This window comes from Cognatundibacterium griseum, assembly GCF_014284195.1.
Lineage (GTDB): Bacteria > Pseudomonadota > Gammaproteobacteria > Burkholderiales > Burkholderiaceae_D > Undibacterium > Undibacterium griseum.
The window spans coordinates 211471-232339 of the sequence record NZ_JACOGC010000002.1; the positions used below are offsets into that span (position 1 = coordinate 211471).

The window sequence follows — 20869 nt, forward strand, 5'->3', positions numbered from 1 at the left end:
TGTTCTTAATTTAACCCAGTAAAGACCTGACACGTTCATAGCCGGAGCGGCTGACAGGAATCTTCACGCCGCTTTTGAGGCAGGCTGATTGCGAATCTTTACTGGAGCGCTCAAAGCCGGTCAGCGCATGCAATCCCAGCAAATAAGAACGGTGTACCCGGACAAATTTTGCTGGATTCAATTGTTTTTCTATGTCGGACAGGCTCTGGGTTTTCATCCATGATTTCTCCCCCGAATGAATGACGATGTAGTCATCCTGCGCCTCGATATAATCAATATCACTGAGTGGCAAGGCATGCACGATACCGCGATCCCGGATCAGCAGTCGCTGCGATGCTTCTGTCGCGGCTGCCAGCACCTGCTGCAAATTGTTTTGTGTACTGGCAGCAGTTTCGTTCGCGGTGTAATTACCGGCAGCTGTATTTCTGATGGTTTTTTTTGCTTTTGAAACAGCCTCATCAAAACGCTGCTGTGAAAATGGTTTGAGCAGGTAATCAACAGCATGCAAGTCAAAAGCTTTGACAGCATACTGATCGTAGGCGGTGGTGAAAATAACACCGTGCCGCCGCCCCGTAATTTCCAGTATATCGAGGCCAGTCATTTCTGGCATCTGAATATCGAGAAAAATCAGATCCGGTTGTAATGCTTCAATCTGTATCACGGTGTCTAGGCCGGTTTCAGATTCACCGGCAATCTGTAAATCGTCGTGTGAGCGCAGATACTCACGGATCAGCCTGCGAGCCAGTTCTTCATCATCAGCGATTAACACATTCAGATCAGATTTCATCTTGCTTCAGCTCCAATGGTAAGGCGATTTCAAGAATGAACTGCTGTTCCTTTTTTTCCCAGTGTACCCGTGCCTGATCCCCATACAGGGTGGCCAGTCGCTCGCGGATATTCAATAAACCAAGCCCATTTCCTGTTGCTGGCGAGGTATTGCTGGTGCACGGATTTTCTGTGCGGATATGCAGCCAGCCATGATGCTGCAGTATATGCATGGTAATGGTGCCGCCAGATCGTAAATGGCGTATTCCGTGCTTGATGGCGTTTTCAAACAGCGGCTGCAGCAGCATACCCGGTACCAGTGCATCGGCAGCATCGACTGCAAGTTGAATATCCGTCTGCAGTTTATTGCCAAAACGAATTTTTTCGACTGCCAGAAAATGCTCGCACAATTCAAGCTCGGCACGCAGCGTTACCTTTTCTTGCTCTGCCAGCGTCAGAGTCTTTCGGAAAAAATCCGCCAGTGCAATCGTCATTTCTCTGGCAGCAGCAGGATCAATTACGGTTAATGCGCTGATGGAATTCAGGCTGTTAAATAAAAAGTGCGGATCAATCTGTGAGCGCAATACCTGTAGTTCAGCATCTCTGGCAGCCAGCTTGGAATTGGTTTCGCGGCGTTCGGCTTCGCGCATCGTTTGAAAGGCAATCAATACGTCATAAGCCAGCAGCGACAGCAGGTACAGGGTGAAACCGAGAATCAGTAACAGAACATTCAGATATTCCGTCATTTGTAAGGCATAAATACTGCCGGTGAACAATGCCAGTACCTGATTCCAACCCTGGCACAGACCCAGCAATATCGCCCCGGAAATCAGGGCGCTGCTGCCGAAAATCGCAATCGCAATATAGAAAGGTCTTTGATTGACCGGGAATGCACGACAGATATAGTAGGCAGAAGTGGCAAAAAAACTGAAAACAAAAATGACCGGCAGTGTCAGCAACAGGGAATAAGACCAGTCGCTCATGCCCGCTGTGACCAGAAATCTGGCAAACAGAATTCCAGTCAGCAGCCATGTCACGACATACCAGAGCAGGCGGCGAAAATCGGACAGTACCGGATGCATTATGACTCGGAATGGTCAGTTTTTGATTTCAACGCCACCCATGATGGCATAGCCCTGCAGGTACAATTTTTTGTCTCTCTGCATCGGCGGAACGGTCTGGTCATCAAAGCCGCCAAGAATCGGTACTCCCTGAGAAATCACGGTCCAGTCATTCGGAATTTTCAGTGTAATGCCACCCCACATGGCAAAGACATTCAATGTTGCTTCGCTTTGGATGGAGGCATTGCGCAAATCGAGTTCGATCCCTCCCATGACGGCGGTTAATTCTCCGCCACGAAAATCCTGAGTGGAATTTTGTAACTTGGCACCACTCATGATGGCCGACACATTGCTTTCATTACTGCTCAGATTCTCTGTCCGGTAAGGATTCCATTCTCCCTGTCCGTGCATTTTGTCTTTAAAAATAATCAAAAGACCGGCTCCGATCATGAAAACAGGCCATAAATCGCGCATTCTGAAATAAACGATCCCCAGGTGTTGAAGCGTCATTGTGGCACCAATGACGATGAAGATACCGCCGATGAGATGACCGGCAACGTTTTGGCTGCGGGAAATTTTCAATAATCCAATTAAGATAAATACGGTTGGCCAGAACTGTATATATTGCGTAAAACTGAAAATGTTCAGATTGTCGACCATTGCCAGTACACCGAAAATCAATAGCAATGCACCGAGAAAGATTCTGGTCTGAGGTTGGCGGTTATCCATGATGTTGGCTCCTGTTTGAAAGCGTAATCGTTATTGACGGTTTGAGAGAATACCGGCGATGATGCTTTGTATGCCCCAGGCAATCAGGATCACCGGCCAGCTGGAATGGAAAGTCCATCCCCATAAATGTTCGATGGAGGCATACAGCCAGAACGCAAAGATGATGCGAAAAACACCTTTCGCGATCAGGTCGGGATGACTGCTGCTGAAAATGAGGATGATGCCTGACAAGGCAATCAGCGCCGGGAACAGATACCAATAGTCGACCGCATCGACCCAGTGCATCTTATCCATCAGAAATAAACTCCCGATGACAACCAGCACCAGACCGAAACTCACATTTTTTCCATTCCTGTATTTTCTTTTATCCTCATCGATACTCATGGCGACTCCTTTTATTCTGAAACGAATGATCTGCATTCATTTTTCTGATGGTGTGAAGATAAGCGACAGACGGCATTTTGTCGCTCTGAATTCGGTGAGTGGCGGAATATAGTCGGTGAATGGCGAAAAAATGAAGCTGCTGCCCATTTTCGGATGAAATGCAGCAGTGAAACAGTGAGCAAGACAAGCGGTTTCAAGAGATATGAAATCAGCAAACGTCAGCAGAAACCCTCATGCAGTCGGTGCATTTGCAGCAGCATGCAGGCGACAGCTTGCTTATCTGCGTATTCGCCGCAGGCTTAGCTGAGCAATTGATTGAAGTGATCTGCCTGACGCACGATCCGCTTTGATTCTGTACCGAAAAGATCATGCGTTTCCTGCACGATATATTCGTTTGATCCTTTGGTGCAATACAGCAGTCCGCGGAAATTTGTGCCCAGATAAGCGAAGGGAGTCAGCTTTGTTTTGACCGGAACATCACTGTTGATCAGCGCGCGAAGTTTTTTTTCTATCTCGTACAGACTGCCTTCTTTGAGCGAAACCATGCCGCCTTTGGGGGTGGGAAAAGTGGTTTCAAACAATGGTTGCTGCCCCATCGGATTTTTGAACGCGATTTTAATTCCCAGTTTCAGGAATTTGGCGACTGCAAAAAAGTCATTGTCATCGTACATAGCCCTTCTCCTTACGCTTCTTTATTTTTGCTGCTTTTTAACAACTTTATACCTAAGCTTGCCAGAAAGCTGTTGCTCTGACAATTCATGCAGCAATGACAATTGCCATAAATTCAGAAAGTGTTGTTTGCATTCATTTCAGGCGATTTCTGTCGGCCGCAGCAGCTTGCCCCATGGCTTGTATGCTGGCTTTCCATTCGGCATAAGTGTGCGGTACCTTCACATCGTGTACCAGCACCGACCGCAGAGACATAATGATGGGCATGAGATTATCCGGATCAGTGTGGTGCTGAATCAGGTGGAATGTTGCCAGCATTTGCTGTAAAGGCAGCTCGGGGAATTTTTCCTGACACAGTTCCAGATGCTGCAGCAGCATGTCATCCGATATCGTGTGGCGGGATACAAAGACCAGCAGGTTATAGCTGTCTTCTGAGCGTATCCAGCGCACAGGTTGTTCAAATTGCCGGTGCAGGCGATACAGCATCGGTGCGACAGCACTGGGTTTGCCCCAGATATTGGCAACCAGCACGCCATCTGGAGACAGGCAACGCTGGCAATCCGCATAAAATTCTGTACTGTTGAGCGCCGGAACCGGCCCCTGTTCGCTATAGGCATCCAGAAAAATGACGTCAGCATTTTCCTGATGATCGCGCAGCCATAAAGCAGCATCGGTGTGAATAACGGTCAGCCGGTCACCGTCAGGCGGCAGATTGAACTGATCCCGCATGGCGATGACGTCAGCACTGATTTCAAGCGCAGTAATACGACAGGCAGGAAAATGGTGATAGCAATATTTGACTAAGGATCCGCCACCCAGGCCGATTAAAATAATGTGTCGTGGTGCCGGATGAAATAATAAAAATCCCATCATCATTCTGGAATATGCACACAGCAAACGCCCGGGTTCAGAGCGTGACATGGCACTTTGCATGCAGTGAGGCGTCAGGTACATCATACGCAGATCACCATCATCAAACAGGAACGGGCGACCTTGATGGACTACCGATAGCTTTTCCAACTCCTGCAGATGCATTTTTTCCTGCGGCGAGGGTTTGTTCAGGAACAGGCTGGATAGACTCTGGCGGCGTGTCGGCATAAATATCCTGAAATCGGAAACAAAAGCTGGGTGCAGAAAAATGCGCTATGACGGACTTGGAAGTTGAATCTTTCGCTGATATCTGATGCGTTGACGTTCAGTCTGTCGTGCAGCTCGCTGCTGCGGAAAGTCTCAGATTCAATTGCTGGATTTGTGCATGTAATGCAGAGTTTTCTTCTTCAAGTATCTGAATTTTCTGAAGCAGGTGGTTGATGTCAGACTGTTCTGGAATTTCAGGTATCTGTTCACGGGGTATTTCCGTGCCATCTTGGTCAGCCGGGGAAGATGCAGGTGTTTTCCGGGGTGGTTTTTGTTCGCGCTGTTTCTCCCGGACCTGGCGCGCCAGTTGTTGCAACTCTTTGCGTCCACCGGCGACGGCGCTGGCCTGCTCCTGCTCCGGAAGGCTGGCAATGGCTGCCGCGGCACTGATGGAGATTGTTCCGGCGCGGACTGCCTGCACCAGCTCTGGCGCGGCAGCACGCTGGATTTTTTCGATCTGTACGACAGCATGACTGCTGATGCCAGCCAGCCGCGCGATTTCCTGGCGGCTCTGTGTCGGTTTGATAACAGGAGCGACTTCTTCAGCTGGTTCCGGAGCGCTTGTCGCGACGACGGTCTGGCTGGTGGATTGCTGACGTGAGATCAGAATTTCTTTTTTTCGTAATGCCAGCATTCCACGCTGAAAATCGCTGACGCTACGCCGGGCCAAATGATTTTCTATCATCCAGAGCTGCACATCCTCGATGTTCTGAAACTGTCCGTTCTGGACCGTTTTAAACGGTAGCTGATGCTTTTGGCAGATGGCATAGCGATTATGTCCGTCAATCAGTACATCTCCCCACAGAATCAGCGCATCCCGGCAGCCTTCGGTCAACAGGCTGCGCTCCAGTGCGGCGTATTCATGCTCTGTCAGCGGATCGATATAAGCGCGCAGTTCGTCGTGAAGAATGATGTTCATGGCAGTGTGTGCAGATGGAAATGCAAGAGCGCGCATTGTAGCCGACAAACGGGTTTTGTCCGCACCGGCGCATCAGTATTCGTCAGTCAGGGTATGCAGCCGTCAGGGAGACGCACTGTTAAAATATGATTTCAACAATTTTCCCCGGAGCCGTGTTTATGATCAAAGGCAGTTGCTTTTCTCTCCGTCATGTCCGCAAAGATGATGTGTCGCAATTGGTTGAGCTGTTGAATCATCCCGACTCAAAGGGTGATTATCTGTCACTGGAATTAATGTTGCCAGGCGTTGCAGAGAAAAAATATGAAGAAGAATCGCGCTCCAAAGAGTTCAGTGAGACATTCCTGATCGTGGACCAGAACGATGAAATACTTGGACGTGTGTTTCATTTCAAGACCGTACCTTATTTTAATGCGCGCGAAATCGGATACGGATTATTTGCCAGGCACTTACGAGGCAAAGGGTTGATGACGGAAGCGGTGCAATTGCTGACCGATTATCTGTTTAAGACGACCTTGTTAAACCGTCTGGAAATACACATGAATACCGATAATCTGGCTTCGGAAAAAGTAGCCATTCATTGCGGTTTCACGAAAGATGGCATTGCGCGGGGTGCTGTGTTCTCACGCGGCAAGCATGTGGATATTGCGATGTACTCATTGCTCAGGACAGACTGGGAAGCGCTGCGCGGCTGAGCCTGTTGCATCGGTGGCATAAAAATCCGGTGCCGGCAGACGACTGGCACCGGAAAAAATGGATAAATCAGGCACCAGGTGTTGACGCACGTTTTTTGACGGCGCCAGATCTGCTCGATGTTGGTTTGTTGTTTGCATTGGCATTGGCAGGTGTGCTCTTTGCCAAATTTTTCGGTGCCGGAAACGGAAACTTGGCGCCTGGTTCTTTTGCTGCCACCGCTTTGGTCGCAGGAACTGACGGGGTTGATGCCGGTATTGTGTTTTGAACTGGTGCCGGCGTTGCGGCTGGCGCTGCTGCACTGACTGGCGCGGGGGATGCAGGTTTTCCGGTTCTGGCAGCGGTGACAGGTTTAGCTGTTTTTGCGGAAGCGATCGTTGCTTTTGCCTTCGCAGCTGGTTTGGATGTTTTTTGTGCTGTGTTCGCTTTTACCGGTGATTTGGTGGCGGGTACACTGGCTTTTTTTGTACCGGTATTGACTACGGGAAGCAACAGCTGCTGCGGGTGATCGGCTTCCGGCGCAGCCTGAGCTTTGATAACGGGTGCTTCGGTGCGGTGTACTGGAGTTGCATGTGCATGCGGTGTGGCGGAAGTTTGTGCGGTTCTGACCGTTTGCAACAGGTTTTCCCGGGTTTCTTCAGAGATGGCTGCGAGCTGTCGTCCATAAGCCAGCAAACGCTCTACCTCAGGCTGGCTATGTGTCTGCGACAGATGGAGCCAGTCTTGTGGCGCTTTGACTGACCATAGCTGCAGGGAGCGCGCAGTTGCCTGAGAAACGGCTTCTTTGACAGCGGATAAATTCAGTGCGAGTATTTTTTTCAGACCTGCCAGCGTGGTGGATGACAGCGCCTGGAACACGGTAATCTGTTGCGCAAGCTGCTCTTGGGCAGCGGTGGATATCTGTTGTTGTATCAAAGGCATGAATCTCTCCTAAAGGTGGGACAGAATATTTCAGGCAATGGGAAATCAGAAATTGACGCGATGCAGCAATGCTGATTGTAATCGCTGGTATGGTATTGCTGCAAAATATATTTGCAATGCAACAAATCCGGCGTCCCAAAAGACAGGGATACAACATCTGCAATCGTGATTTTTTTTTAAATGTTAAAGGACGCGCGTATCACTATGGAAACTTCGTCATTACCAATGCAAAATTTGGAAGATGTCCGGGATCGTCTGCGCGACTTTTCTGCACAGAGAAATTGGGCGCAGTTTCACACACCTAAAAACCTGGCAAGTGCATTGATCGTGGAAGCGGCTGAATTGCTGGAGCCGTTTCAATGGCTGCAACGGGGAGACAGGGAGGAACTGGGGGAGCAGCAATGGCAGGCAGTCCGGCATGAAATGGCAGACGTCCTGGCTTATCTGGTGATGCTGGCAGATAAATTAGAGATTGATCTGATCAGTGCCGTGAATGAGAAAATGACTTTGAATGCGCTGAAATATCCCCGCCATATCGTTCATGGGGATGCGCGCAAATATGACCAGTATTGAAACAGAGCGTCACCTGATGATAAAGCGTCCAGCCCGTGGCTAAGCCACTTTAAAGAAGCTGCTATGCGGATCGCTTTCTAACTCTATCCTGACTTTTTCGATGAAGGCGTGGTGCGGGTATTCCTGAATGGAGAGTGGAAATCCTTTTGAGGTTAACCAGGCGCAGGCTTCTTCGGTGGTTTCGCAAACATGAAAACGCTCATCGGGATTGACCCCGGCATTACGTTTCATAATATCCAGATGGAATTTGCTTGGGCAGACGAAAACCACATACTCACAACCATGTTTCCGGACCCATTGCAGCATGGAGCTGTAGGATTTCAGGGCAGCTTCCGGCGCCATTTCCCAGTACTGACCTTGCGCCATGCTGGCCCACGGCCGCCCTCTGGGTGCGATGGCTTTGAGTTCTTCAAATAAAGCGTTGAATCCCTGTTCATTAAACGCACCCGCAAAAGTGCGTATCACAATGTTACGGACTAAACTGATTTCCCACTCACCATGTATTTTCATTGGATCACCTGCAAAACATGTCCAGATTTTAAGCGCTGGCGTGAATTTGTGGTACTGGTAAAAATGGAAAATATTGTGAACGACTGGTTTTATTACACGAATAGATACAAGCGGCGCCAGATGTCATCGGTTAATGCTGGCCTGTATTCCGGTACAGATCCGGTATTTTCCTGTGACTGAGCAAGACCATTACCAGACTGGCTAATGCCAACAGCAGCCAGTTCAGACTTGGCAAGTGCCAGCGTTGCGCCAGATCGAACAGAACACCGCCAGTCAGGCTGCCAATCATACTGCCCATGCTTTGATATAGCATTTGCTGCGACATCAGTTTTCCCGTGTCGGCAGAAACCTTATTGGCAAAGCGCGCAGTCAGTACATCGAGAGACGGGCCGTAAAAAACCTGACCAAATGACAGCAATGCCGCAGAGGCAATCACAGCCGCCGCGGAATGAGGCAGCCCTACCATCAGGGCAAAGCTGGCAAACAGGCATGCATAGCCGATCTGCAGAAACAGGAAATGATCCCGGGTACGGATTGCACGCTTTGAGACCGGGATCTGGAAAAAAATGATCACCAGTGCACCTAACCAGAATGGTGTAGATACCGGAATTTCGGGGGTGAATTTTGGAATGTGCAGGCTGAATCCGATCATCGGCTGTACCGCAAAGCACCAGAATACGGCATTCGACAGATAAAACAGCAGCGGTAATTTTGTGACTTGCGCTGGGGATGCCACTCTGTCTGTTGCATAGGTCGCAGAGGCCGATGTGCCAGTTTGTCCGGATAGCGCCTGTTGCGACAGGTATTGCTGCTCATGCTCTGCAATGGAGCGCATGGCTACCAGCATAAAAATACCATAGGCAATGAACGTAATGAGCACAATCAGAAACACCAGTTTCAGGCTGTCATGCGGTACCCAGCTTGCCGTCAGATAGCCACCCACCAGGCCGATACGGATTGCAAACGCCAGACGGCTGAAGAGTGAAGACTGATCCAGTTCGCGCAGTTTCAGCAGATAATTTTTCAATCCCGGAAAAGACAGGCCGCTACCCAGTCCCGCCAGTAATGCAAACAGCGCCAGCATCCATGCCTGCGGAAGAAAAGCCATGCAGTACAGGGCAACACCTTCCAGCAGGATATTGCCAGAGACTGACCAGGGGTGATTGGCCAGTGTTGAATATTTACCGCCCAGATAGGAACCGATCACGCGTCCCAGATTCAGTCCAAATAAGATCGAAGCAGCCCAGAATCCGGAAAAATGCTGGCCTGTTTCAGAAACAATCAGAGGGGTGTAAAGGGCGACTCCGCCGGACGCAATCGCGACACCGATATAAATCAGATAGGCGTTAAAAACGGGATTAAATTTTGGATTTTGCATAGGCGGACAGTTCTGATGCCGGCAGGTAAGCGCATCGTGATGTTTCTTGCATTCAGGATTACCCGGGATGCGGGATCGTCTGAAGAAACACCAAATTATTTTTTTAGAATGATTACATTGTACGCTGACATCACGGAGCTTGTGCAGAGCACAGGAAGGGCGGTTATTTCCCCAATCATGTATCTTGCCCGACTTGCTCTTATCAGAGGTATTTGGGAATGGATATCTTCCAGTGAGCAGAAAGCTATTCGCCATCAAATGCGCCAGATGTTTCGCGCAAACGAGAACGCGTTGGTGCAGGTGGTCAATGAGAGGTGCGGTGTGACCTGCAGATCTGATGCAATATTCGTTCATCAAATTTTGTAACCGATTGAAAGGTAGCGTATTGCGGTACCTGCTGTTTCACTGAGGGGTGCCTGGGGATTTTTTGTTTTCAATGATGCGTCGCAGTGCCAGACTTGATTCAAACCCGAGGCCTAAGCGGCATTCTTCCTGAATGCCAGCAACTCCGGGTTCTGCCTGAATAGCTGATGGAGCTGTCAGGGTATTTCATGAAACAAGGAGAACATCATGTTGAGAAATAAAATCATTCTGGCTGGTCTGATGGCAGTAGCCATGGTCAGCGGATCTGCATTTGCTCAGGTGGCACAGGTGCCTCAGGTATATATGGGCGCAACTGTCGGTAAAGGGCAGTGGAGTGATGATTGTAAAAACGTCGTTTCCTGCAGCACAAATTCGGATACTTACAAAGTATTTGGCGGCTACAACATCGATAAGAATTTTGCAGTCGAAGCCAGTTACTTTTCTCTGGGCACGATTTCTGCCAACAGCAGTGCAGGCGGAGTGAATGCAACATCAGAAGTAAAAGGAAAAGGTTTTGAACTGGCCGGCCTGTATAAGCATGAATTCACCCAGCAGCTGAGCGGATTTGCCAAACTGGGTATTGCCAGCATCAAAGCAGAAGGCAGTGGCAGCGTGGCAGGTGTTGGCGTATCCAATGGCAGCACGACCTCGACCCAACCTGTATTCGGGCTGGGCGCGACCTATCAGCTGACCAAAGAACTGGCTCTGCGCGGTGAATTTGAAACACGCAAGATCAAATTCAATGGCGACAAAGAGGCTGTGAATAACGTTTCTGTCGGTTTGCAATACAGCTTCTGATCTGTGCCGGCTCTCGCCGCACTGCTTGATTCCGGTGTGGGCTCCTCACTTTGTCAGGGCTGAATGAAAAAGTGAGTGCACCGGAAATTCGCTGGAAAATCATTATCCGGCACTCATCACGCCATCTGACTATCTGTGCCGGAGCAGTCAGCAGATTTTTCCATAATGCTGACTGCCCTATATGTACTGCTTGATTGCCGGTGCGGTTTCCTCAGTACTCGTGATTCATCTGGCGATGAACAATACCGGAAATATCACGCATCACATGAGATACCACGAATTCCTGCGATACCGGTAACAGTAGTTATCAGCTGCTTTTCTGCAGCACTGGAAAGAAGGAATTGCTTAATCAGGACTATCTGCCACATTTCCTGACCGGGTCAATATCCTTCCGATTTACATTTACTTACCAATGAAACACAGATCCAGTCAACTGTATGACGGCGTGAACCGTTTTTGGATTACATTGCAGTCACTCTTTTTTGAAAGGAAATACATCATGGCCGAGACAACAAATAAACGTATTCATCCACTGGTTGCAGGTGCAGCAGCTTCCGTGATTCTGGTGAGTCTGGTTGGCGTTGCTGCGATGACCGGTTTATTCCCTAACTCAAACAGCACACCGAAGGCAGATTCTTTATTGGCCGCTGCGCCAGCATCTTCCGTGGCTGAAACAGATGCCGGAATAAAAGGCAATAACACCAGAAATAATGTTGCTACATCCAACTCCACATCAACACATGAACAACCAGCGCGGACACATTCTGGTGGCAGCTATCAGAGCGTGCATCAGCAGACACATCAGGTCTGCGACAATTGCGGTGTGGTCGAATCTGTCCGTGCCGTAGAGCAGCAGCCAGCACAGGGCAGCGGTCTGGGTGCGGTGGCTGGTGCCGTTCTCGGTGGCGTCCTGGGGAATCAGATCGGTGGTGGCGACGGGCGTAAATTAGCAACAGTCGCCGGTGCTGTCGGTGGCGGTTTTGCCGGTAATGCGATTGAAAAACGGACGCACACGACAACCGTCTATGAAGTCCGGGTTCGTATGGAAAATGGGCAATTGCGCACATTTACACCGTCTTCCCAACCCGGCTGGCAATCCGGTGATCGTGTCCGGGTGATTAATGGCAGTCTGCAATCTGCCTGATCCGCACTCGATGATCTGAGCGATATCAGATATTGGAAAAAAAGCCCGCTTTCTGCGGGCTTTTTTATTTCCCCGTTGTAATCAGGCATGTATGAATCCGGTCTTGCCACGACGTTTTTTTGGGGTTTGATTTGCATCAAATGCCGGTAGTGGAGAATTGGTGATTCTCCGGAAAATTTCTATACTGGACTACTCATTAGGTGAGGTTTTTTGGAAACCAGTTCATTTTTGAAAAGGAGAAGAAAATGGGTGCATTAAGTAATCGTGGTGGTTTTTTTGATGATTTTTTCAGGGATTTGAGCCCCAGTTTTTATGTCAAACCTCTCCACGGCGACCCGCTGCCACATCCTTCCCAGATCAAGATTGATGTGAAGGAAACCGATGCCGCTTATACCGTGAATGCGGAAATACCCGGTGTTGCGAAAGACGATATTCATGTTTCTCTGGACGGCAACGTCGTGACGGTGCGCGCTGAGGTGAAGCAGCATGACAGCAGCGAGACGGAGCACAAGGTGCTGCGGAGCGAGCGGTATTTTGGGGAGATTTCGCGCAGTTTTCAGTTACCGCTGGATATTGAGGCCAGTGATGCCGGCGCGAAATATGACAATGGTATCCTGACGCTGACCTTGCCTAAAAAACGGACAGCGGGCGGGGTACAGAAGCTGAAAATAGACTGATCCGGCATATCAGCAGAAACCGCAATTCTGAAAACCGAAAATGCGGTTTCTGATGACTGATCAGATATTCACGATTCGGTTTTGTTATCCCACTGGTCGACAAGCAGCATGCCAGCCAACATAGGCAGGATGAATGCAGCTCCTTTGAGCGGATCAATGCTGATGACCACCAGGGCAGGTCCCGGACAAATTCCTGCCAGCCCCCACCCTGCACCGAATAAGGCACTGCCGGCAATTAACCGCCCTGTAATCCGGGTCAGTATCGGTAATTGCATCGGCGTATCCAGCAAGCTGCGGCGGCGCCTGCGCGCCAGATAAAACGGCCACAGCGCGATGCCGATTGCTCCGGCCATCACCATGGCCAGTGACGGATCCCAGTGTCCGGCCAGGTCGAGAAATGACAGCACTTTGGCAGGATTGGCCATGCCGGCAATGATCAGGCCGGTGCCAAACACCCATCCGCTGATCGCGGCGATGATTATATTCAACATCCGTGAACTTTCTCAGAAAACGTGCCGCAGCACAAAAACAGTCAGGAAACCGGTCAGCATAAAAGTCAGTGTGGCGATCAGGGAGCGCATGGACAGGCGCGCCAGCCCACAGACGCCATGACCGCTGGTGCAGCCATTACTGAGCCGTGTGCCGATACCGACGATGAATCCCGCCAGAATCAATACACCCCAACTGGCATCGATACGGATGGCAGGCAAGGGAGCAACAATCCGGTATAGAAAAGAAGATAAAAACATCCCGGCGACGAAGGCCAGCCGCCAGCTCCAGTCACCGCGAACCGGCGTGATCAGGCCAGCGACGATACCGGTTATTCCGGCGATGCGTCCGAGGCACCATAACAGCAGGATACTGGCGAGGCCGATCAGTATTCCTCCGGCGAGCGAAGAATACGGTGTAAATTGTTCCCAGACGATATGCATAAAATATGAGCGAAAGTTTCAACAGGCAGGTGAATCCATGGCATTGCTGCCTGGCATGAGGTCAATCAGGATAAGTGACGGCAGGATATTGCCATTAATCCGGAATGCAGAAGTGCAGGGATGCTGCCATTTCAGTGTTTGCCAGTATTGTGTACTTGGCGGGTGCTGAGGACAAAGTCCTCATGAGGGTAGTCCGCAATGGTAAAGGGAAAACCGCGCTCTGTCAGCCAGTCGCATGCTTCTTCCATGTTAGAAAAGTAACGCACCAGATTTTCAGGCATGTGGCCGGTCTGACGCTGATGGATCAATTGTCGGATCTGGCTTGGAACAACCACGGCAAGGCACACGCAGTTGTTCTGAAACGCCCATTCACGCATTTTGGGGAAAGATTGCAACGCTGCGGCATTCGACATTTCCCAGTTGGCCGCATTCGTGAGACCAGCCCAGGGTTTGTCGACGGGGGCTTTTTGCTGTGTTTCTGCAAAACATGCTTGTGTCCCGGCTTCATTGAAACTGCCGGCCGTGGTACGGACAAGCACATTCCGAACCAGCGAAATTTTCCAGAGGCCATGTATTTTCATGGATGATCAAGTCAGATTCATTGCAGAAAATAACATTTTACCGGATTTTACGAATTATTTTTCAAAGCACGTTGTATTGTCCGCACCCGAAAAAAGGCGGGTGCACTTTAGTGCTGAGTGCGGAGATAAGCCAGTAAATCAGCAATTTGCTGTTCATCGCTGATACCGTAAAAACGCATCTTATTTCCGGGAATAAAATCACCCGGCGCACGTAAAAACGCCGCCAGATTTTTTTCCGTCCAGATAATGCGTGCATTTTTCATTGCAGCCGAATATGAAAAATCAGTCGTACTCCCAGCCGTCCGGCCGATAACGGCGTTTAACTGTGGTGCGAAACCGCCTCGTGCCGAAGGACCAAGCTGATGGCAGGATGCGCATTTACGAAAGGCTGACTGGCCGGCAACCGCATCACCCGCCGCCTGAGCACTGCCAGCGGACAGCAGCGCCAGAACGAGCAGGAGTGGATATGGCGTCATGCTCATTTGACGGGAATGCGTTCCAGTACTGCCAGCAACAAGGTCCAGTACTGGCCGACGGTTTTAATATTCACCATTTCATCGGGACCGTGCGGATAACGGATAGTCGGGCCGATAGACACCATATCCAGGTCAGGATAATGCTTTTTGAACAGACCGCATTCCAGCCCCGCATGGATCACCATGATCACCGGTTCTTTGTGATAAATGCTTTGATAGGTGTCTTTGACGATCGCCATGACCGCTGAACTGGTGTCGGGCTTCCAGCCCGGATAGCAGCCGGAAAACGTAATCTGCGCTCCTGCGAGGTCGCTCAGCGATTGCAGGGTGCTTTCGATATTTTCACGACCGCTGTCAATCAGCGAACGGATCAGACACAGGATTGTCACTTTATCTTGTGCGGTGCTGATGACGCCGACATTCAGCGAGCTTTCTGTCACACCGCTGATTTCGTCGCTCATGCGGATCACGCCATTCGGGCAGCTGTTGATCAGGTTGATCAGCATTTTTTGGGTTGCCGGTTGCAATACCTGCGCCGGCAATGGCGTGCTTTGCAGACTGAGTTTTAATGCGGGCTCCACGACAGCCAGCTCAGTCTGTAATATCGCCTGATATTGTGCGATGCGTTGCTCCAGTAACGGAAGCTGTGCTGCATCCAGCGCAAAGCTGCACTGCGCTTCGCGCGGAATCGCATTACGCAGCGAACCACCTTTGATCTCTGACAACGACAAGCCGAGTTCTGCCGCGTGTCCTGCAAGGAAGCGGGAGATCAGCTTGTTGGCATTGCCCCGCCCCAGATGGATATTCACACCGGAATGGCCGCCCTTGAGACCGGCAATACTCAGCGTGTATGCCACTTGCTGCGCCGGTGCCTGCCACTGCAATGGCAAGCTGATTTCAGCATCGACGCCGCCAGCGCAACCCATATAGATTTCACCTTCCTGCTCAGAATCGGTATTGATCAGGATGTCGGCATTCAACATGCCCGCCTGCAAGCCGAAAGCGCCGGTCATACCGGCTTCCTCATCCACTGTCAGCAACACTTCCAGCGGGCCGTGGCGGATATCCTCAGCCCCCAGTATCGCCAGCGCAGATGACATACCAATACCGTTGTCTGCACCCAGCGTGGTACCGGTTGCCTTGACCCATTCACCGTCAATCCACGGCTGTATCGGATCGGTCGTGAAATCATGCACTTTATCGGCATTCTTCTGCGGCACCATGTCCAGATGCGCCTGAATCACCACGGTCTTGCGGTCTTCCATGCCAGCAGTGGCCGGTTTGCGGATGATGAGGTTGCCGACGTGATCGACCACCACCGGCAAGCCGCGCTGCTTCGCCCACTGCTGAATATGTTCGCTCAATGCGGCTTCATGTTTAGATGGATGCGGGATGGCGCAGATTTGCTCAAACCATTGCCACAGCGGGCGGGGAAATAACTGATTGATCTCAGATGCAGTAGTCACGATAAGTATCCTGTAAGACCCGTATTGCCTGGATAACGCGGTGCGGGCAGAGGGCGGCAAGTTTACCATACCGTCATTCGGAGATCGTTCCCCGCATGTCTCGTAGGTTAAGTCGCTGACAGAGTCAGACGAGGTATCTGCTATGCCGCATACGCCAGTGTGACGAAGCGGGCGGGATTTGTACTGCAACCTATCTTGTGCGGCTAAAAGAACGGATAATGGCGCCTGATTTACTTTTAACGCGCTTTTGGCTGCTTTTTTGGAATACTCTCATGGAAATTAAGGTCAACTTTCTCGATAAGCTTCGTCTGGAAGCCAAGTTCGATGATTTCACGGTAATCGCTGATCAGCCTATCCGCTATAAAGGCGATGGCTCAGCGCCCGGGCCTTTCGATTACTTTCTGGCATCGTCTGCTTTGTGCGCGGCGTATTTTGTGAAGTTGTACTGCAATACACGCAATATTCCGACCGAGAATATCCGCCTCTCGCAAAACAATATCGTTGACCCGGAAAACCGTTACGCGCAAATCTTCAAGATTCAGGTTGAATTACCCGCTGATATTTCTGATAAAGATCGTCAGGGTATTCTGCGTTCGATTGAACGTTGCACCGTCAAAAAAGTCGTGCAGGAAGGCCCGCAGTTCGTGATCGAAGAAGTCGAAAGTCTCGACGCCGATGCGCAGGCCTTGCTGACCCTGAATCCCGATGCGGACGCTGCCACCTACATCCTCGGTAAAGACTTACCGTTAGAGCAAACCATCGCAAATATGTCCGGCTTGCTGGCGGGTTTGGGCATCAAAATCGAAATCGCATCGTGGCGCAATATCATTCCGAATGTGTGGTCGCTGCATATCCGCGATGCGCATTCACCGATGTGTTTTACCAATGGCAAAGGCGCGACCAAAGAAAGCGCGTTGGCGTCGGCTCTGGGCGAATATATTGAGCGCTTGAGCAATAATCATTTTTACGCTGGTTCGTTTTGGGGTGAAGACATCGCCAATGCGGAGTTTGTGCATTACCCGAATGAAAAGTGGTTCAAGCCGGGTAAAAAAGACGCGCTGCCAAAAGAGATTCTGGATGCATACAGCCTGGCGATTTACAACCCTGATAAAGAACTGCGTGGTTCGCATCTGATTGATACCAATTCCGGTAATGCAGAACGTGGTATCTGCTCGCTGCCGTTTGTGCGCCAATCAGATGGCGAGACCGTCTATTTTCCATCCAACCTGATCGAAAACCTGTTTGCCAGCAATGGCATGAGCGCCGGTAATACGCTGGCCGAAGCGCAGGTGCAATGTCTGTCTGAGATTTTTGAACGCGCTGTGAAACGGGAAATTCTCGAGGGCGAAATCGTCTTGCCCGACGTGCCGCAAGACGTGCTGGCAAAGTATCCCGGCATCGTCGCTGGCATACAGGGTTTGGAAGAACAAGGCTTTCCGGTGCTGGTCAAAGACGCTTCGCTCGGCGGGCAATATCCGGTGATGTGCGTGACCCTGATGAACCCGCGTACCGGCGGTGTGTTTGCTTCGTTTGGCGCACACCCTAGCTTTGAAGTTGCGCTGGAACGCAGCCTGACAGAATTGCTGCAAGGCCGCAGTTTTGAGGGCCTGAATGATTTGCCGCAACCGACCTTTGTCAGTCAGGCTGTGACGGAGCCGAATAACTTTGTTGAACACTTCATCGATTCCAGCGGCGTCGTGTCATGGCGCTTTTTCAGTGCCAAAGCCGACTATGAATTTGTGGAATGGGATTTCTCCGGTCAGGGTGAAAACTCCAATGTCGATGAAGCCGCGACCTTGTTCGGCATCCTCGCCGAGATGGGTAAAGAAGCTTACATGGCGGTGTACGACCAGTTAGGCGCCACCGCTTGCCGCATCCTGGTGCCGGGTTATTCAGAAGTGTATCCAGTCGAAGATCTGATCTGGGATAACACCAACAAAGCCTTATTGTTCCGCAACGATATTCTGAATCTGCATCAGCTCGACGATGATGCCTTAGAAGCGCTGCTCGATCGTTTAGAAAATAACGAACTCGACGATTACAGCGATATCGCCACCCTGATCGGCATCGAGTTTGATGAAAATACGGTGTGGGGACAACTCACCGTGCTGGAATTAAAACTGCTGATCCATCTCGCTTTAGAGCAACTCGATGATGCGCAGGATTTGACGCAAGCCTTCCTGCAATACAACGACAACAGCGTCGAACGTGGCTTGTTTTATCAGGCGCTGAATGTAGTGCTCGAAGTCACGCTGGACGATGAACTGGAGCTGGACGATTACGAAACCAATTTCCGCCGCATGTTTGGCAATGAGCGTATGGATGCAGTGATTGGATCAGTCAACGGCAGCGTGCGCTTCTATGGTTTAACGCCGACGAGCATGAAACTGGAAGGTCTGGAGCGCCACCAGCGCTTAATTGATAGCTACAAAAAATTGCACGTGGCGCGGGCTAAGGGAAGAGATCAATAAATTATCATTAGAGGTAGGGTGCGCCATGCGCACCAATCTATCCTCAGCAAATAGTTACTCTCCGAAGTCCCCGGCAACATCGGCACCAATCCCCCAATCCTGCGGCAACATCTGTTGCGCCACATAGCGATGAAATGTCGAATGTGGCCAATCACCCGCACGCGCAACCAGACCATGCTTAACCGGATTCCAATGAATATAATCGACATGCCGCGCAAAGTCCTTGTCGTCACGGATTTGATGTTCCCAGAAACGTCGTTGCCAGATACCCGATTCTTTTCTTTGCGTTCGTGAAGTGGACAAATCGTCCACGCCAAATTCCGCCGCGCAAGCTTGCGAGACCATGCGTTTGATCATCGACCAGCGCACAGAAAAATTCGCATCATGCTGCGGCAGCGTCCAGATGCAATGCAAATGATCCGGCAGCAGCACCCATGCATCAATCTCAAACGGATGTGTCAGACGCGTTTTTTGTATCGCCAAACGCAAAGCATCACGTAGCGACTCGGGAGTCAAAATCGGCCGCCGCCGAAAACTATTCACGGTAAAGAAATACGTGCCACCAGCGATATTCGAACGTCGATAGTTTGGCATGAGAAAGGCGCGAGAAATAAAATCACAGCCTGCCTTGAACACGATAATCCGTCAATATCCACAAAACCCTTCCGCAGCAAAGACACGCCTCGCGGCACAAAAACACGCCACAAGCCGCACAAACATTGCGTAGGGTGCGCCATGCGCACCAATGATGGAAAAACGAACGGCTTAAAAATGAGGATATCCGGTGAAATGGTGCGCATGGCGCACCCTACGGCAGTACGCACGCTACGCTTGCTGCCTCGCAATCGACACTCCGTCAATATCCGTAAAACGAACCCTCAATAAATACGCGCCTCGCAGAACAAAAACACGTCACAAGCCCGACAGATATTGCGTAGGGTGCGCCATGCGCACCAATAAAGGAAAAACGAACAGCTTAAAAATGGGGATATCCGGTAAAACGGTGCGCATAGCGCACCCTACGGAGGTACGCACGCTACGCTTGCTGTGGTGAACGTAGGCTACGGATGATTGTTTCTTTGGCGTCGTACCAAATTTTATGCGACATTTATGCTCTTAATGATTTAATTAAGCTTCCTAATTGTTCGATTCCATCAAACGTTGATGGAAGTTTTTCATCGTCAGACACAATTCCAGAAAAAATTATAGACTCAAATTTTGCTAGAGACTCTTTGTCTTTTTCTTTTAGTTTTGACGAGTAGTCAGCATAGTGCTGTATAAATCTACACAAAGTTTTTCTAAGTTCAATTTGCAGTAATTGTGATTTAGTGGACTTGTAGTTTTGTAAAATAATTCGAAAAAAATAAACTAATATCGCAATCAACGATGCCGTTGGGAGTAATGAAATTCCTAAGACAATTTTTATTTGTTCGAAATTTGAAACGTGAAAATATAAATAGATAATTTCTGAGATCAATGGCGTAACGATTGCGATACCAGCAACTTTTATCCAAAAAAGAAGATTGGTTTTTTCCAATTCCTTTTGTTTTGATAAATCGTCGAAGCCTTGAAATAAACCAACAAAATTAAACCCTGATTCATACGTTGCTAGAGACGTTTTTATTGCTTCTACTCTGATTTCTTTATTTTTTAATTCGGTTTCCCATGCATCTTGTTTGTCTTTGATAATCTTGTGTAGATTATTGAAATCTTTAATACTGCCTATCGATTCGCTAGCTAATAAATCTTTTAGCATACTGATAGGCATCTCCCTGATAGCATATTCGACTTGTACTTTTGCTGTAGCGGAAAATTCATTTGTGTTCTCAACCGCAAAATTTCTTGCATTATTTAGTTCAGTAATAAGTTCCGTTTTTGTAGATAAATAAAGCTCAAATAAGAATCTGAAGCACATCGAAAACATGTCATCCAAATGTTCTGTTGTGAGCATTAAATTTTTATCTGAAATGAGATCTATAAATGTATTACCAATCCACTTTATCGTAATGCCGCATTTAAAGTCCCACTCATCTGGAGTGGCCAGCATCGAATTTATGATGTTGTTCATGTGCGTATTTCGAGCGGACTCAAAATTGCTTTTTGATTGAATTTCATTAAGTCTAGATTGAAATTTCCTCAGAATTGCTTGGTTATTCGATGCTTTAAAAAATACCAAATTCTCGGTCATTTATCTTCCAATCTAGACTTACTATTTCTTTTTAAAT

At 49.5% G+C, this 20869-nt stretch carries 24 protein-coding genes; 7 read left to right on the forward strand and 17 right to left on the reverse strand.

Annotation, left to right across the window (positions count from 1 at the left end; translation table 11 throughout):
* Window positions 1–10 precede the first annotated feature (10 nt).
* From H8K27_RS05420 to H8K27_RS05450, 7 genes are all read right to left on the reverse strand, one after another.
* Window positions 11–787: a LytR/AlgR family response regulator transcription factor gene (locus tag H8K27_RS05420; protein ID WP_230418954.1), complete on the reverse strand. Its 777-nt coding sequence runs from the start codon at window positions 785–787 to the stop codon at window positions 11–13.
* Window positions 777–1847, reverse strand: a complete 1071-nt coding sequence (locus H8K27_RS05425; RefSeq protein ID WP_186862185.1) for a sensor histidine kinase — start codon at window positions 1845–1847, stop codon at window positions 777–779. The genes H8K27_RS05420 and H8K27_RS05425 overlap by 11 nt, the downstream gene beginning before the upstream one ends.
* Before the next feature lie 15 nt (window positions 1848–1862).
* Window positions 1863–2555, reverse strand: a complete 693-nt coding sequence (locus tag H8K27_RS05430) for a LiaI-LiaF-like domain-containing protein (RefSeq protein ID WP_186862186.1) — start codon at window positions 2553–2555, stop codon at window positions 1863–1865.
* A 30-nt stretch (window positions 2556–2585) separates the two neighbouring features.
* A complete protein-coding gene (locus tag H8K27_RS05435; RefSeq protein ID WP_186862187.1) occupies window positions 2586–2939 on the reverse strand; it encodes a LiaI-LiaF-like domain-containing protein in 354 nt (117 codons plus the stop codon).
* Window positions 2940–3238: 299 nt separating this feature from the next.
* A complete protein-coding gene (locus H8K27_RS05440) occupies window positions 3239–3610 on the reverse strand; it encodes a hypothetical protein (protein WP_186862188.1) in 372 nt (123 codons plus the stop codon).
* Window positions 3611–3743: 133 nt separating this feature from the next.
* Entirely contained in the window at window positions 3744–4706 is a 963-nt protein-coding gene (locus tag H8K27_RS05445; protein ID WP_186862189.1) for a fused MFS/spermidine synthase, read from the reverse strand.
* Window positions 4707–4803: 97 nt separating this feature from the next.
* The gene (locus H8K27_RS05450) at window positions 4804–5664 is read right to left on the reverse strand and encodes a ParB N-terminal domain-containing protein (protein WP_186862190.1); all 861 of its coding nucleotides are present in this window, start codon (window positions 5662–5664) and stop codon (window positions 4804–4806) included.
* 158 nt (window positions 5665–5822) lie between these two features.
* On the opposite strand from H8K27_RS05450, the gene H8K27_RS05455 reads away from it, so the two are divergent.
* The gene (locus tag H8K27_RS05455) at window positions 5823–6356 is read left to right on the forward strand and encodes a GNAT family N-acetyltransferase (RefSeq protein ID WP_186862191.1); all 534 of its coding nucleotides are present in this window, start codon (window positions 5823–5825) and stop codon (window positions 6354–6356) included.
* Window positions 6357–6423: 67 nt separating this feature from the next.
* Here the strand turns inward: H8K27_RS05455 and H8K27_RS05460 are convergent, their stop codons facing one another.
* Window positions 6424–7275, reverse strand: coding sequence for a phasin family protein (locus H8K27_RS05460; protein ID WP_186862192.1), 852 nt, complete (start codon window positions 7273–7275; stop codon window positions 6424–6426).
* Window positions 7276–7500: 225 nt separating this feature from the next.
* Between H8K27_RS05460 and H8K27_RS05465 the strand changes: the two genes are divergently transcribed.
* Window positions 7501–7848, forward strand: coding sequence for a nucleotide pyrophosphohydrolase (locus tag H8K27_RS05465; protein WP_230418956.1), 348 nt, complete (start codon window positions 7501–7503; stop codon window positions 7846–7848).
* A gap of 39 nt (window positions 7849–7887) precedes the next feature.
* On the opposite strand, the gene H8K27_RS05470 is transcribed toward H8K27_RS05465, so the two are convergent.
* Together H8K27_RS05470 and H8K27_RS05475 are read right to left on the reverse strand one after the other, a co-directional pair.
* On the reverse strand, window positions 7888–8358 hold the full coding sequence (locus H8K27_RS05470; protein WP_186862194.1) for a hypothetical protein: 471 nt from the start codon (window positions 8356–8358) through the stop codon (window positions 7888–7890).
* Between the two features lie 130 nt (window positions 8359–8488).
* Window positions 8489–9736 carry an MFS transporter gene (locus H8K27_RS05475; RefSeq protein WP_186862195.1) on the reverse strand — a complete coding sequence of 416 codons (1248 nt, stop codon included), beginning with the start codon at window positions 9734–9736 and terminating at the stop codon, window positions 8489–8491.
* A 15-nt stretch (window positions 9737–9751) separates the two neighbouring features.
* Here H8K27_RS05475 and H8K27_RS05480 point away from each other — a divergent pair, with 15 nt between their 5' ends.
* From H8K27_RS05480 to H8K27_RS05495, 4 genes are all read left to right on the forward strand, one after another.
* Complete coding sequence (locus H8K27_RS05480) at window positions 9752–10102, forward strand: hypothetical protein (protein ID WP_186862196.1); 351 nt, start codon at window positions 9752–9754, stop codon at window positions 10100–10102.
* Between the two features lie 204 nt (window positions 10103–10306).
* Window positions 10307–10897, forward strand: a complete 591-nt coding sequence (locus H8K27_RS05485; protein ID WP_186862197.1) for an outer membrane beta-barrel protein — start codon at window positions 10307–10309, stop codon at window positions 10895–10897.
* Between the two features lie 499 nt (window positions 10898–11396).
* Window positions 11397–12041, forward strand: coding sequence for an outer membrane lipoprotein (locus H8K27_RS05490; protein ID WP_186862198.1), 645 nt, complete (start codon window positions 11397–11399; stop codon window positions 12039–12041).
* A gap of 245 nt (window positions 12042–12286) precedes the next feature.
* A complete protein-coding gene (locus H8K27_RS05495) occupies window positions 12287–12718 on the forward strand; it encodes an Hsp20/alpha crystallin family protein (protein ID WP_186862199.1) in 432 nt (143 codons plus the stop codon).
* Window positions 12719–12786: 68 nt separating this feature from the next.
* On the opposite strand, the gene H8K27_RS05500 is transcribed toward H8K27_RS05495, so the two are convergent.
* The 5 genes from H8K27_RS05500 to H8K27_RS05520 all read right to left on the reverse strand — a co-directional run bounded on the left by H8K27_RS05500 (window position 12787) and on the right by H8K27_RS05520 (window position 16173).
* Window positions 12787–13209 carry a DUF6691 family protein gene (locus tag H8K27_RS05500; protein WP_186862200.1) on the reverse strand — a complete coding sequence of 141 codons (423 nt, stop codon included), beginning with the start codon at window positions 13207–13209 and terminating at the stop codon, window positions 12787–12789.
* Window positions 13210–13221: 12 nt separating this feature from the next.
* Window positions 13222–13650 carry a YeeE/YedE family protein gene (locus H8K27_RS05505; protein WP_186862201.1) on the reverse strand — a complete coding sequence of 143 codons (429 nt, stop codon included), beginning with the start codon at window positions 13648–13650 and terminating at the stop codon, window positions 13222–13224.
* A gap of 131 nt (window positions 13651–13781) precedes the next feature.
* Window positions 13782–14231 (reverse strand): hypothetical protein, encoded by a 450-nt coding sequence (locus H8K27_RS05510; RefSeq protein ID WP_186862202.1) that lies wholly within the window; start codon window positions 14229–14231, stop codon window positions 13782–13784.
* 107 nt (window positions 14232–14338) lie between these two features.
* Entirely contained in the window at window positions 14339–14707 is a 369-nt protein-coding gene (locus H8K27_RS05515; RefSeq protein ID WP_186862203.1) for a c-type cytochrome, read from the reverse strand.
* 2 nt (window positions 14708–14709) lie between these two features.
* The gene (locus H8K27_RS05520) at window positions 14710–16173 is read right to left on the reverse strand and encodes an aminoacyl-histidine dipeptidase (RefSeq protein WP_222610605.1); all 1464 of its coding nucleotides are present in this window, start codon (window positions 16171–16173) and stop codon (window positions 14710–14712) included.
* Between the two features lie 272 nt (window positions 16174–16445).
* On the opposite strand from H8K27_RS05520, the gene H8K27_RS05525 reads away from it, so the two are divergent.
* Complete coding sequence (locus tag H8K27_RS05525) at window positions 16446–18644, forward strand: OsmC domain/YcaO domain-containing protein (RefSeq protein WP_186862205.1); 2199 nt, start codon at window positions 16446–16448, stop codon at window positions 18642–18644.
* A gap of 54 nt (window positions 18645–18698) precedes the next feature.
* Here H8K27_RS05525 and H8K27_RS05530 read toward each other — a convergent pair whose 3' ends face one another.
* Together H8K27_RS05530 and H8K27_RS05535 are read right to left on the reverse strand one after the other, a co-directional pair.
* The gene (locus tag H8K27_RS05530) at window positions 18699–19280 is read right to left on the reverse strand and encodes an REP-associated tyrosine transposase (protein ID WP_329604345.1); all 582 of its coding nucleotides are present in this window, start codon (window positions 19278–19280) and stop codon (window positions 18699–18701) included.
* Between the two features lie 472 nt (window positions 19281–19752).
* Window positions 19753–20712 (reverse strand): hypothetical protein, encoded by a 960-nt coding sequence (locus tag H8K27_RS05535; RefSeq protein WP_222610606.1) that lies wholly within the window; start codon window positions 20710–20712, stop codon window positions 19753–19755.
* Window positions 20713–20869 lie beyond the last annotated feature (157 nt).